Annotated in this window: 14 protein-coding genes; 11 read left to right on the top strand and 3 right to left on the bottom strand. The window is 63.9% G+C overall.

Features of this window, described 5'->3' with window-relative positions:
- The first annotated feature begins 252 nt into the window (after nt 1–252).
- The 11 genes from rpmH to dapE all read left to right on the top strand — a co-directional run bounded on the left by rpmH (nt 253) and on the right by dapE (nt 9,783).
- Nucleotides 253–387: a 50S ribosomal protein L34 gene (gene rpmH, locus BLS26_RS14555; RefSeq protein WP_006609582.1), complete on the top strand. Its 135-nt coding sequence runs from the start codon at nt 253–255 to the stop codon at nt 385–387.
- Between the two features lie 24 nt (nt 388–411).
- Entirely contained in the window at nt 412–774 is a 363-nt protein-coding gene (gene rnpA / locus BLS26_RS14560) for a ribonuclease P protein component (protein ID WP_092512158.1), read from the top strand.
- 19 nt (nt 775–793) lie between these two features.
- The gene (gene yidC, locus BLS26_RS14565) at nt 794–2,659 is read left to right on the top strand and encodes a membrane protein insertase YidC (protein WP_092512160.1); all 1,866 of its coding nucleotides are present in this window, start codon (nt 794–796) and stop codon (nt 2,657–2,659) included.
- A gap of 106 nt (nt 2,660–2,765) precedes the next feature.
- The gene (yihA, locus tag BLS26_RS14570; protein WP_092512162.1) at nt 2,766–3,416 is read left to right on the top strand and encodes a ribosome biogenesis GTP-binding protein YihA/YsxC; all 651 of its coding nucleotides are present in this window, start codon (nt 2,766–2,768) and stop codon (nt 3,414–3,416) included.
- Complete coding sequence (locus BLS26_RS14575; protein ID WP_092512164.1) at nt 3,416–3,787, top strand: DUF423 domain-containing protein; 372 nt, start codon at nt 3,416–3,418, stop codon at nt 3,785–3,787. Before yihA ends, BLS26_RS14575 begins: the two co-directional genes overlap by 1 nt.
- Nucleotides 3,788–4,044: 257 nt before the next feature.
- Entirely contained in the window at nt 4,045–4,941 is an 897-nt protein-coding gene (argB, locus tag BLS26_RS14580) for an acetylglutamate kinase (RefSeq protein ID WP_092512166.1), read from the top strand.
- 74 nt (nt 4,942–5,015) lie between these two features.
- Entirely contained in the window at nt 5,016–6,002 is a 987-nt protein-coding gene (locus BLS26_RS14585; RefSeq protein ID WP_092518061.1) for a DUF1036 domain-containing protein, read from the top strand.
- A 136-nt stretch (nt 6,003–6,138) separates the two neighbouring features.
- Nucleotides 6,139–6,831: a pyrimidine 5'-nucleotidase gene (locus BLS26_RS14590; RefSeq protein ID WP_092512168.1), complete on the top strand. Its 693-nt coding sequence runs from the start codon at nt 6,139–6,141 to the stop codon at nt 6,829–6,831.
- 206 nt (nt 6,832–7,037) lie between these two features.
- Entirely contained in the window at nt 7,038–7,883 is an 846-nt protein-coding gene (gene dapD, locus BLS26_RS14595) for a 2,3,4,5-tetrahydropyridine-2,6-dicarboxylate N-succinyltransferase (RefSeq protein ID WP_092512170.1), read from the top strand.
- 126 nt (nt 7,884–8,009) lie between these two features.
- Nucleotides 8,010–8,624, top strand: coding sequence for a DUF805 domain-containing protein (locus BLS26_RS14600; RefSeq protein WP_092512172.1), 615 nt, complete (start codon nt 8,010–8,012; stop codon nt 8,622–8,624).
- Complete coding sequence (dapE, locus tag BLS26_RS14605) at nt 8,617–9,783, top strand: succinyl-diaminopimelate desuccinylase (protein WP_092512174.1); 1,167 nt, start codon at nt 8,617–8,619, stop codon at nt 9,781–9,783. Before BLS26_RS14600 ends, dapE begins: the two co-directional genes overlap by 8 nt.
- 132 nt (nt 9,784–9,915) lie before the next feature.
- Here dapE and truA read toward each other — a convergent pair whose 3' ends face one another.
- The 3 genes from truA to def all read right to left on the bottom strand — a co-directional run bounded on the left by truA (nt 9,916) and on the right by def (nt 12,242).
- The gene (gene truA, locus BLS26_RS14610) at nt 9,916–10,653 is read right to left on the bottom strand and encodes a tRNA pseudouridine(38-40) synthase TruA (RefSeq protein ID WP_092512176.1); all 738 of its coding nucleotides are present in this window, start codon (nt 10,651–10,653) and stop codon (nt 9,916–9,918) included.
- Nucleotides 10,653–11,585: a methionyl-tRNA formyltransferase gene (gene fmt, locus BLS26_RS14615; RefSeq protein ID WP_092512178.1), complete on the bottom strand. Its 933-nt coding sequence runs from the start codon at nt 11,583–11,585 to the stop codon at nt 10,653–10,655. Before fmt ends, truA begins: the two co-directional genes overlap by 1 nt.
- Nucleotides 11,586–11,714: 129 nt before the next feature.
- The gene (gene def / locus BLS26_RS14620; protein ID WP_210186255.1) at nt 11,715–12,242 is read right to left on the bottom strand and encodes a peptide deformylase; all 528 of its coding nucleotides are present in this window, start codon (nt 12,240–12,242) and stop codon (nt 11,715–11,717) included.
- Between the last annotated feature and the right edge of the window lie 34 nt (nt 12,243–12,276).

Raw genomic sequence — 12,276 nt, forward strand, 5'->3', positions numbered from 1 at the left:
CACCGTTAAAAACCCCGCGAAAACAGATATATTCGACCCAATTGCGCCAATTCAAAGAACCCCGATTGCGGCGCTCCGTAGCGTTGACGAAAAGGAGACGCTCCCGTATAAGCCGCGCCAACTGTCCGCGATGGCCCGGTTCTCCGGGGGCGGCTCATTTGGGGCCGTAAATGGCCTCGTTTCGGGCCGGCCAGCATCACCGGACTTATCTCAATTCAACAGGCAAATTGCCCGGTCAGCGGAGAACTACCCGTGAAGCGGACTTATCAACCAAGCAAACTGGTGCGCAAGCGCCGTCACGGCTTCCGCGCCCGTCTCGCCACGACCGGCGGCCGCAAGGTTCTCGCCGCGCGCCGTGCACGTGGCCGCAAGCGCCTGAGCGCCTGAGCCGGATCTTCCGGAGATTACAACATGGATCGGCTAAGGCAGCGGGCGGACTTCCTCGCCGTTGCCAATGGCGCACGGGCCAACGCGGCTGCCTTCGTGCTGCAGGGTCGCGCGCGCGACGATGACGGCTCGGTCCGGATCGGTTTCACGGTCACCAAGAAGAACGGCAACGCGCCCGAGCGCAATCGCATCCGGCGCAGGCTTCGCGAACTGGTGAAGCGGCTGGACGTCATATCGGTGCGACCGCACCATGATTATGTGCTAGTCGGCCGGCGGGCCGCACTCAGCCGCGATTTCGATACCATGCTCGACGACCTTCGCTCGGCGCTGCAGCGGCTCGACCGGCAACCATCGCGAACCGGCGATGGCAGCCGTAAACCGAACTGAATGACGAGACCTTGAAACGATGACCGACAATCGCAACACCATCCTGGCCGTCATTCTGTCCGGCATCGTGCTGATCGCCTGGCAGTACTTCTACAACGTGCCGCAGATGGAAAAGCAGCGGGCGCAAACCCAGACCCAGACCGAACTGGCCAAGCCGACGCCGCAGACCACGCCCGGCTCGACCACGCCTGGTTCAAGTACTCCTGGTGCAACGCCGTCCGCCACTGCTCCCGCCACCCCGGCCGCGGCAGCCGCCGCCATCGTCAGCCGCGATGCCGCGATCGCCGCCAACCCGCGCGTCAAGATCGAAACCCCGAGCCTGATCGGCAGCATCTCGCTGAAGGGCGCGCGTATCGACGATCTGTCGCTGGTCAAGTTCCGCGATACCGTCGATCCGACCTCGCCGCCGATCGTGCTGTACTCGCCGTCGAACACCGCAAGCCCCTATTACGCCGAGTTCGGCTGGGTCCCGGCCTCCGGCTCGGCGGCAAAGATTCCCGACCAGAATACGGTCTGGCAGCAGGAAGGCTCCGGCAGCCTGTCCCCGGGCCATCCGGTCACGCTGAAATACGACAATGGCGACGGCCTCACTTTTCGCCGCACCATTGCGATCGACGACCGCTATCTGTTCACGCTGAAGGACGAAGTCAGCAACGTCGGCACCGCACCGGTGACGCTGTATCCGTTCGCGCTGATCTCGCGCCACGGCACCCCGCAGGTTTCCGGCTACTACATCCTGCATGAAGGCCTGATCGGCTATCTCGGCGACGAACACCTGCAGGAATACGGCTACAAGAAAATCGACGAAGCCAAATCGGTCGGCTTCAACGTCACCGACGGCTGGCTCGGCATGACCGACAAATACTGGGCCTCCGCGCTGTTGCCCGACACCACCGCCAGGCTGCAGGCGCGCTTCTCCTCCAACCTCGTCGGCACGGTCCGCACCTACCAGACCGACTATCTGCAGGACCCGCAGACGATCGCGATCGGTGGCACCGCCAGCGCCAATGCGCGGCTGTTCGCCGGCGCCAAGGAAGCCAGCGTCGTCGGCATCAACTTCCCGTTCGCCGGCCTCGGCGGCTACAACAAGGAACTCGGCCTCAACCATTTCGATCTGTTGATCGACTGGGGCTGGTTCTACTTCATCACCAAGCCGATGTTCCTGGCGCTCGACTTCTTCTATCGCGTGGTCGGCAACTTCGGCATCGCCATCCTGCTGGTGACCGTGCTGGTGAAGCTGTTGTTCTTCCCGCTCGCCAACAAGTCCTACGCCTCGATGGCGAAGATGAAGTCGGTGCAGCCGCAGCTCGCCGCGCTGAAGGAGCGCTATCCGGACGACCGGCAGAAGCAGCAGCAGGAGATGATGGAGATCTACAAGAAGGAGAAGATCAACCCGATCGCCGGTTGTCTTCCCGTCGCCTTGCAGATCCCGGTGTTCTTCTCGCTCTACAAGGTGCTGTTCGTCACCATCGAAATGCGCCACGCGCCGTTCTACGGCTGGATCAAGGACCTCTCGGCGCCCGATCCGACCAACCTGTTCACGCTGTTCGGCCTGTTCCACTACGACCCGACGCAACTGCCGCTGTTCGGGCACTACCTCGCGCTCGGCATCTGGCCGATCATCATGGGCATCACGATGTGGTTCCAGATGAAGCTGAACCCGACGCCGCCGGATCCGACCCAGCAGATGATCTTCGCCTGGATGCCGCTGATCTTCACCTTCATGCTGGCGGGCTTCCCGGCGGGTCTGGTGATCTACTGGGCCTGGAACAACACGCTCTCGGTGCTGCAGCAGAGCTTCATCATGCGCAAGAACGGCGTGAAGGTGGAGTTATTCGACAATATCAAGGCGACGTTCGCCAAGAAGGCCATCGAGAAGACGTGAATGTCATTCCGGGGCGATGCGAAGCATCGAACCCGGAACCTCGAGATTCCGGGTCTGGTGCTAGCGCACCATCCCGGAATGACGACCGAGAAAGAACCCCCTTCGCATGAACGCTGAAACCGATGCGAAGCTGATCGAGCAGGGGCGAAAACTGTTCGCCGGCGAATGGCAGTTCGTCTGGGCCTCGCCCTCGATCGAAACGCTGCCGCCGATGGCCAGCGTGGAAGTGGCGTTTGCCGGCCGCTCCAATGTCGGCAAATCCAGCCTGATCAATGCGCTGACCGGCCGCAACGCGCTGGCGCGCACCTCGCATACGCCGGGCCGCACCCAGGAACTGATCTTCTTCGAAGGCCCCGATAACGCCGGGCTTCGCCTGGTCGACATGCCCGGCTATGGCTACGCCTCGGCGCCGAAAACCAAGGTCGCGTCCTGGACCAAGCTGATCCATCAGTTTTTGCTCGGACGCGCCACGCTGGCGCGGGTCTATGTGTTGATCGACGCCCGCCATGGCATCAAGGACGTCGACCAGGATGTGCTGAAGACGCTGGATAAGTCGGCGGTCAGCTATCAGGTGGTGATGACCAAGGCCGACCAGGTCAAGCCGGCCGAGCTGCAGAAGCATATCGAGGAAACCACAGCCGCCCTCGCCAAACATCCCGCCGCATTTCCCGAAGTTTTGGTGACGTCGTCGAAGAACGGCGCCGGCATGCCCGAACTGCGCGCCGCGATGGTACGCCTGCTCGGCGAGCGAAGCTGATGAATCGCGCCTCACGTATCCTGATCGTTCTCGCCGCCGTCATGGGCGCCGACGGCGTCATCCTGGCGGCCGCGTCCGCGCATGGCGCCGACGCATCGCGGCTGGCATCGGCGTCGTCGATGCTGCTGTTTCACGCATCAGCCGTGCTCGGCGCCGTGGCCCTCATCGAGCGCGGAATTATTCATGCACGGCTCGGCCTGCTGTCGGCCTTCGGCTTCGTCATCGCGGCGTCATTGTTCGCCGGCGACCTGACCTTGCGGCAATATGCCGGCCACAGCCTGTTCCCGATGGCAGCCCCAACCGGCGGTACGCTGCTGATCGCAAGCTGGCTCGTGCTGGGAATTGCCGCCGCCTGGCCGCGGCGGGGTTGAAAGTACACACCAACTAACCAATTGCGTGTCCCGGACGCGGTGCAGCGCCCTTCGCGCTGCTCCGCAGAGCCGGGACCTAAGAACCCAGCCCGGAAAATAGACCACGGATCAGCAGCGCACCGCCATAGCGCGTCGAAGACGCGCGTGAACGCGCTTTCGGCGCTGGCAGCATCCGGGGCACCCAAGACGGTGCTTTGCGCCCTGCCCGGCAATCAGATAGAACCCCGCCCGACATCCGGAATGACGAGAGCCGCTTCATGACAGACTCGCCGAATATCAGCCCGCTCGATCAGGCCCGCATCCTGTCGGAAGCCCTGCCGCACATGCAGGAATATGACGAGGAAACCATCGTCATTAAATATGGCGGCCACGCCATGGGCGCGGAAGAAACCGCAAAGGCCTTCGCCCGCGACATCGTGTTGCTGGAGCAGACCGCGATCAACCCCGTGGTGGTGCATGGCGGCGGTCCGCAGATCGCGACCATGCTGAAGCGGCTCGGCATCACCTCGGAATTCGCGGCGGGCCTGCGCATCACCGATGCCGCCACCATCGAGATCGTCGAGATGGTGCTGGCCGGCTCGGTCAACAAGCAGCTGGTCGGCTACATCAATGAAGCCGGCGGCAAGGCCGTCGGCCTCTCCGGCAAAGACGGCAACATGGTGAAGGCGTCGAAGACGACGCGCACCATGGTCGACCCGGATTCCAATATCGAGAAGGCAATCGATCTCGGCTTCGTCGGCGACCCTGACAAGGTCGACCTGACGCTGCTCAACCAGTTGATCGGCTATGAGCTGATTCCGGTGCTGGCGCCGCTGGCGACCTCGCATGACGGCCAGACACTGAACGTCAACGCCGACACCTTTGCCGGTGCCGTCGCCGGCGCGCTCAAGGCCAAGCGGCTGTTGCTGCTGACCGACGTGCCCGGCGTGCTCGACAAGTCGAAGAAGCTGATTCCGGAACTGTCGATCAAGGACGCGCGCAAGCTGATCGCCGATGGTACCATTTCCGGCGGCATGATCCCGAAGGTCGAGACCTGCATCTACGCGCTGGAGCAGGGCGTGCAGGGCGTCGTCATCATCGACGGCAAGATGCAGCACGCGGTGCTGCTCGAATTGTTCACCAACCAAGGCACCGGCACGCTGATCCACAAGTGACCCCCGCGATAGCAACGCCTCCGATGCAAACGCGCCGCCTCAGCGCAATGCGGCGGTATGGGAGGCGTACGATCCTGGCGCTGCCGGCGGCGGTGATCTCGCTGTTCGTCTCGGCCGCGCCGGCTTTTGCCGACCTGAAACTCTGCAACCGCATGAGCTATGTGGTCGAGGCCGCGATCGGCATCGACGACAAATCCGCCACCGCGACCCGCGGCTGGTTTCGCATCGACCCGGCGGCCTGCCGCGTGGTGCTGCAGGGACCGCTGACCGCCGATCGCATCCTGTTGAACGCCCGCGCGCTCGGCGTCTACGGCGCCTCGCCGATCCCGCAGAATGGCGGCGACACGCTGTGCATCGCGCCGGAGAACTTCGTCATCGCCGCGGCTCGCCAGTGCCGCGCCGGGCAGACGCCGGCGCCGTTCACCCAGATCACGCCGACGTCGACCGACGACGGCCATATGGTCGCCTACCTCGCCGAGGATTCCGAATATGACGACGAGCAGGCGCGGCTGGCCGGCATTCAACGGCTGCTGGTGATCGCGGGCTACGACGCCGCCCCGATCGACGGCGTCGACGGGCCGAAGACGCAAGGAGCGCTCAGCGCATTCCTGAAGAGCCGCGGGCTTAGCCCCGACATTGTGCAGTCGCCGAATTTCTTCACCGCCATGATCGACGCGGTGCAGACGCCTTCTTCCACCGGGCTGACCTGGTGCAACGACACGCCGCACAAGATCGTGGCCGCGGTCGCGACCGACGACGGCAAGGCCATCACCAGCCGCGGCTGGTATCGTATCGATCCCGGCAAGTGTCTGCACCCCGACGTCACCGGCCAACCGAAACAGGTGTTCAGCTTTGCCGAAGCGGTCGACAGCGACAACCGCGCCATCAAGATCAAGGACCGGCCGCTGAACTGGGGCGGCGGAAAAGAGCTCTGCACCCGCGAGAGCAAGTTCGAATTCACCGAGCAGAGCGATTGCGGCAGCCGCGGCCTCGCCCCGATCGGCTTCGCCCCCGTCGACATGTCCGGCGGCGGCAAGACGCTGCGGTTTGCGCTGCCGTGACGATGCCTTTCACATATTTCCGTTGTCATCACCCGCGAAGGCGGGTGATCCAGTATTCGCTGACGTCAGCGAATACGGCAGAGGCCACGGCGTACTGGATGCCCGCCTTCGCGGGCATGACAGCGGACGGGACACGATGAAAACGAAATCCCCCCGCACGTTCCATCACATCGACACCTGGGTGTTCGACCTCGACAACACGCTGTATCCGCACCACGTCAATCTGTGGCAGCAGGTCGACGCCCGCATCGGCGAGTTCATCAGCGCCTACCTGAAGATTTCCGCGGAAGAAGCCCGCGTGATCCAGAAGGACTATTACAAGCGCTTCGGCACCAGCATGCGCGGCATGATGACCCTGCATGGCGTACATGCCGACGACTACCTCGCCTACGTGCACCAGATCGATCACTCGCCGTTAGAACCGAACCCGGCGATGGGGGCCGCGATCGCCAAACTTCCCGGCCGCAAGCTGATCCTGACCAACGGCTCGACCGATCATGCCGGCGCCGTGCTGGATCGCCTCGGCATCGGCGACCATTTCGAAGCGGTGTTCGACATCATCGCCGCCGATCTCGAGCCGAAGCCGGCGCTGCAGACCTACCAGAAGTTTCTGCGTGTCCACGGTGTGAATCCGGAAAAGTCCGCGATGTTCGAGGACCTCGCCCGCAACCTCGTGGTGCCGCATGAACTCGGCATGACCACGGTGCTGGTGGTGCCCGACGGCGCCAAGGAAGTGGTGCGCGAGGACTGGGAACTGGAAGGCCGCGATGCTGACTATGTCGATCATGTCACGGATGATCTGACCGGGTTTTTGCAGCGGTTGGCGTAATTCGCTGTCGTCCCTGCGAACGCAGGGACCCATACGCCGTGCAAGCTGAAGGGGCCAAGATGCCCGATACCTTCAATTACAACTGAAGCCTGTGGTTATGGGCCCCTGCGTTCGCAGGGGCGACGGTGTAGCCTTGACTCTCCCCCGCCAAATCCCGAAAAAGCCCCCGGCTTTGCCCCAATATCCCACGCCCTAAGGAAATCCCGATGTCCCTGTCCGCGCTTGAATCCACCGTCAACACTGCGTTCGAAGCCCGCGACGGCATTTCGACCGCGACCAAGGGTGAAGTTCGCGACGCCGTGGATCATGCGCTCGAGCTGCTCGACAAGGGCGAGGTGCGCGTCGCCGAGCGCGAGGCCAGCGGCAAGTGGAAGGTCAATCAGTGGCTGAAGAAGGCGGTGCTGCTGTCGTTCCGCCTCAACGACATGAGCGCAATTCCGGGCGGCCCCGGCAAGGCGTCGTGGTGGGACAAAGTGCCCTCGAAGTTCGAGGGCTGGGGCGAGAACCGCTTTCGCGATGCCGGCTTCCGCGCCGTGCCCGGCGCGATCGTGCGGCGCTCGGCCTTCATCGCCAAGAACGTCGTGCTGATGCCGTCCTTCGTCAATCTCGGCGCCTATGTCGATGAATCGACCATGATCGACACTTGGTCGACGGTCGGCTCCTGCGCGCAGATCGGCAAGCGCGTGCACATTTCCGGCGGCGTCGGCATCGGCGGCGTACTCGAGCCGCTGCAGGCCGAGCCCGTGATCGTCGAGGACGACTGCTTCATCGGCGCGCGCTCGGAAGTCGCCGAAGGCGTGATCGTACGCAGGGGCGCGGTGCTGGCGATGGGCGTGTTCCTCGGCGCCTCCACCAAGATCGTCGACCGCGACACCGGCGAAACCTTCATCGGCGAAGTGCCGGAATACGCCGTGGTGGTTCCCGGCGTGCTGCCGGCCCGTCCGCTGAAGAACGGCCAGCCCGGCCCGTCGACGGCCTGCGCCGTCATCGTCAAGCGCGTCGACGAGCGCACCCGCGCCAAGACCAGCATCAACGAGCTGCTGCGGGACTAATACCAGCCGTTTTTGGCGCATCCGGCCCGAAAAACGGGCCGGATTCGCCCCGGTTTCGAACCCTCCGCCCGCTGCCGCGACCAATGTACCGGACCGCGGAAAGTACCGCCGTCCGGAGGTCGGGCGATGGACTGGGTCTGGTATCTCTTCCGTTTCGAAGGCCGCATCAACCGCGCCAAATTGTGGCTCGCGGGCCTGATCGTCATCTGCTGGATGCTGTTTCTCGCCATGCTGACGTCGGGATTGATCGTCCTCCTCGGGGGTCACCCCCGCAACATCGGCTTCGGCCTCGACTATCTCTTGAGGATATTCGATCCCGGCTTTTATCGTTCGCGGTCTTTGGCGGAGCTGCCGGTTCCGCTATTCGAAGCGGCGGGCTCAGTGCTGCTGTTCTGGGTTTACTTCGCGACCGCGATCAAGCGCCTTCACGACCGCGACAAGAGCGCCTGGTGGGCGATCCCGCTGGTGGCGCTTCCAGGTTTCTACAACGAGTTGGCCGACTGGCTGCCCAACAAATCCTATCTCAGCCTTGTTATCGGCGTGCTGGCCTTCATTTTCTGCATCTGGGCCTTTGTCGAGCTCTACTGCCTGAAGGGCTCGCGCAAGACCAACCGGTTCGGCGGCAATCCGCTGGCGCCGATCGATACGCGGCCGCGCTGGGAGCAGATGAGCGAGATCGAAATGGTGCCGCACAAGGCTGGCCCGCCGCCGGTTTGGCGTGTTAAGCCGGGCTATGAATGATGCTGTTTCGATCACGCGCGACCTCGTCCGCTGCCCGTCCGTTACCCCCGCCGATGCCGGCGCATTGGGTGTCCTTGAAAACCTGCTGAAGGCCGCCGGCTTCGAGCTGCATCGCGTCACCTTCAGCGAGCCCGGCACCGAGGACGTCGACAACCTCTATGCCCGGCTCGGTAATACAGCGCCGCATATCACCTTTGCCGGCCACACCGACGTAGTGCCCGTCGGCGATGAAGCCGCCTGGAGCCACGGCGCGTTCTCCGGCGAGATCAACGACGGCTTCCTCTACGGCCGCGGCGCGGTCGATATGAAGGGCGGCATCGCCTGCAGCGTTGCCGCGGTGCTGCAATATCTCGCCGACAACGGCGGCAAGCCGCGAAAAGACGGTAGCGGATCGATTTCGTTTCTGATCACCGGTGATGAGGAAGCCATCTCGGTCAACGGCACCGTCAAGCTGCTGAAGTGGGTGGCCGAGCGCGGCGAAAAATTCGACCATTGCGTGCTCGGCGAACCCTCCAACGTCGAAGTGCTCGGCGACTGCATCAAGATCGGCCGCCGCGGCTCGCTGTCCGGCACGCTCTATGTCGACGGCGTGCAGGGCCATGTCGCCTACCCGCATCGCGCCGCGAATCCCGTGCCGGATATCTCGCGGCTGATCGTGGCGATCTCCGACGAGCCGCTCGATCACGGCAGCGCCCAGTTCCAGGCCTCGAACCTCGAATTCACTTCGGTGGATGTCGGCAATACCGCAAGCAACGTGATCCCGGCGCAGGCGCGCGCCAAATTCAACATCCGCTTCAACGATCACCACACCCAGGAAACACTGCGCGCACTGGTCGAGCAGCGCCTGGAAAAGGCCTGCGGCAATCGCATCCGCGCCCACATCAAGTGGGAGTATTCCAACTCCAACGTGTTCGTCACCAAGCCCGGCGCCTTCACCGACCTCGCGGTCAGCGCGATCGAAGAGGTCACCGGCCGCAAGCCGGAGCTCTCGACATCCGGCGGCACCTCGGACGCCCGCTTCATCGCCAGCTATTGCCCGGTGATCGAATTCGGCCTGGTCGGCCAGACCATGCACCAGATCGACGAGCGCACACCGGTGTCGGATCTGGAGAAACTGACGATGATCTATCGCGGCGTGCTGGATCGGTATTTCGGATAGACCGCCGCTGTCATCGTCCGCCTTGTGCGCCATTGCGCACTGGGGCGGACGATCCAGTACGCGGTGAACTCTCGGTCAATCGCCAAAGCCGCAGAGTACTGGATACCCCGCCTTCGCGGGGTATGACGACCATCAATAATCCACCTTCACCAGATACAGCCCCTCCGGCGGCGCGACGATGCCGCAGGCGGCGCGGTTGCGGGCGGCGAGGGCTGCCGAGAGATCATCCGCGCTCCAGCGGCCTTCGCCGACCCAGACCAGCGAGCCCACCATCGAGCGCACCTGGCTGTGCAGATACGAGCGCGCCGAGGTGACGATATCAACCGCGTTGCCGTCCCTGATGACGTCGAGCTGGTCGAGCGTCTTCTCCGGCGACTTCGCCTGGCATTCGGTGTCGCGAAACGTCGTGAAATCGTGCTTGCCCAGCAACCGTTGCGCTGCGGCATGCATCGCGTCGGTATCGAGGTGACGCGGCACCCGCCAGCTCCGTCCGATATCGACGGCGAGGTTGGCGCGGTGGTTGGTGATGCGATAGCGATAGTGACGCTTGATCGCGGAGAAGCGCGCTTCGAAATCATCCGGCACGATATCGGCTGCGAGCACGCCGATCGGATGCGGGCGCAGATGTGCATTCAGCCCGTCACGCAGGCGCCCAGGCGGAAACGGTTTCTGGATATCGCAATGGGCGACCTGCCCCAGCGCATGCACGCCGGCATCGGTGCGGCCGGCACCATGGACACGCACTTGTTCGCCGCAGATGGCTTTCACCGCGGTCTCGAGCGCACCCTGCACCGTCGGTGCATTGTCCTGGATCTGCCAGCCGGAAAACGGCGTGCCGTCATATTCGATGGTGAGTTTGTAGCGCGGCATCAGGCGAGCCGCGCCGGCGGCTTCAGCGGCGTGCCGCGCAGGAAATCCGCCGACTTCATCGGCGCCTTGCCTGCACGCTGCAGTTCCAGAATCCGGATCGCGCCGTCGGCGCAGGCAATCGTCAGGCGATCGTCGAGCACATCGCCCGGCCCGCCCTGCCCCTTGGCCGGTTCGCATCGCAGGATCTTCAGACGCGCCGGCTCACCATCCGTCGCGAGTTCGCACCACGCGCCGGGAAACGGCGACAGCCCGTGAATGTGGCGCAGCACTTCGTGCGACGATTTGTTCCAGCCGATCCGCGCTTCTGATTTATCGATCTTGGCGGCGTAGGTGACGCCTTGTTCGCTCTGCTTCGCAAACTGCAATCCGCCGCGCGCCAGTGCTGCCATCGCGCGCACCATCAGGTCGGCGCCGAGCGGCGCCAGCGCATCGTGCAGGTCGGACGCCGTCATCTTGTCCGTGATCGCCAGCCGCTCGGCCATCGCGACGTCGCCGGTGTCGAGGCCGGCATCCATCTTCATCACCATCACGCCGGACTCGGCATCGCCGGCCATGATGGCCCGGTTGATCGGCGCCGCGCCACGCCAGCGCGGCAGCAGCGAGCCGTGCAGGTTGAAGCACCCGAGCGGCGGCGCATCCAGAATAGCCTGCGGCAGGATCATGCCGTAGGCGACGACGACGGCGGCATCGGCCTGGTGCTTGCGGAATTCGTCGAGCGCTTCCGCGGTCTTCAGCGTCTTCGGCGTCAGCACCGGTATATTGAGCCGCCGCGCTTCCTGCTCGACCGGCGTCGGTTGCAGTTTCATGCCGCGGCCGGCCGGCTTCGGCGCGCGGGTATAGACCGCCACGACCTCATGGCCATGGGCGACGAGCTCCAGCAGCGTCGGCACCGCGAAATCGGGCGTGCCCATGAAGATCAGGCGGAGAGGCATTTAGTTGGGTGTCCTGCGGACGTTCAATTTACTCCGTCATGGCCGGGCTTGTCCCGGCCATCCACGTCTTTGACACAGCAAGAAAGGAAGGCGTGATGCCCGGGTCAAGCCCGGGCATGACAGCGAGGCCTACTCCACCGCGCGCTTGGCGGCTTTGGTAAACTTCTTCAGCACGCGGTCGCGTTTCAGCTTCGATAGATAGTCCACGAACAGCACGCCATTGAGGTGATCGATCTCGTGCTGGATGCAGGTGGCGAACAGGCCGTCGGCGTCTTCCTCGTGCACCTTGCCGTCGAGGTCGGTGAAGCGAATGCGCACCTGGGCCGGACGCTCGACTTCCTCGTAATATTCGGGGATCGAGAGGCAGCCCTCCTCGTAGACCGACAGCTCTTCCGACGACGAGACGATTTCCGGATTGATGAAGACGCGCGGCCGTGGCGTGGTCTCGCCGTCCTCATCGCGCTTGGCGAGGTCCATGGTGATCAACCGCAGCGGTTGCGCGACCTGGATCGCCGCCAGCCCGATGCCGGGCGCGTCGTACATGGTCTCCAACATGTCGTCGGCAAGCTTGCGGATCTCCGCCGTCACCTTCTCGACGGGTTTGGAGACGAGCCGCAACTGCTTGTCCGGCAGGATGATGATTTCTCTAAGTGCCATATCGCGCGATTTAAGCTGCCGGTTTGCCGGGGTC

Origin of the sequence: Afipia sp. GAS231, from assembly GCF_900103365.1 — a bacterium.
Lineage (GTDB): Bacteria > Pseudomonadota > Alphaproteobacteria > Rhizobiales > Xanthobacteraceae > Bradyrhizobium.

What these genes read in the sequence shown, in the direction of transcription:
- rnpA (WP_092512158.1), top strand. Translation starts at nt 412, where the DNA reads ATGGATCGGCTAAGGCAGCGGGCGGACTTCCTCGCCGTTGCCAATGGC.
- yidC (WP_092512160.1), top strand. Translation starts at nt 794, where the DNA reads ATGACCGACAATCGCAACACCATCCTGGCCGTCATTCTGTCCGGCATC.
- yihA (WP_092512162.1), top strand. Translation starts at nt 2,766, where the DNA reads ATGAACGCTGAAACCGATGCGAAGCTGATCGAGCAGGGGCGAAAACTG.
- BLS26_RS14575 (WP_092512164.1), top strand. Translation starts at nt 3,416, where the DNA reads ATGAATCGCGCCTCACGTATCCTGATCGTTCTCGCCGCCGTCATGGGC.
- argB (WP_092512166.1), top strand. Translation starts at nt 4,045, where the DNA reads ATGACAGACTCGCCGAATATCAGCCCGCTCGATCAGGCCCGCATCCTG.
- BLS26_RS14590 (WP_092512168.1), top strand. Translation starts at nt 6,139, where the DNA reads ATGAAAACGAAATCCCCCCGCACGTTCCATCACATCGACACCTGGGTG.
- dapD (WP_092512170.1), top strand. Translation starts at nt 7,038, where the DNA reads ATGTCCCTGTCCGCGCTTGAATCCACCGTCAACACTGCGTTCGAAGCC.
- BLS26_RS14600 (WP_092512172.1), top strand. Translation starts at nt 8,010, where the DNA reads ATGGACTGGGTCTGGTATCTCTTCCGTTTCGAAGGCCGCATCAACCGC.
- dapE (WP_092512174.1), top strand. Translation starts at nt 8,617, where the DNA reads ATGAATGATGCTGTTTCGATCACGCGCGACCTCGTCCGCTGCCCGTCC.
- truA (WP_092512176.1), bottom strand. Translation starts at nt 10,653, where the DNA reads ATGCCGCGCTACAAACTCACCATCGAATATGACGGCACGCCGTTTTCC.
- fmt (WP_092512178.1), bottom strand. Translation starts at nt 11,585, where the DNA reads ATGCCTCTCCGCCTGATCTTCATGGGCACGCCCGATTTCGCGGTGCCG.
- def (WP_210186255.1), bottom strand. Translation starts at nt 12,242, where the DNA reads ATGGCACTTAGAGAAATCATCATCCTGCCGGACAAGCAGTTGCGGCTC.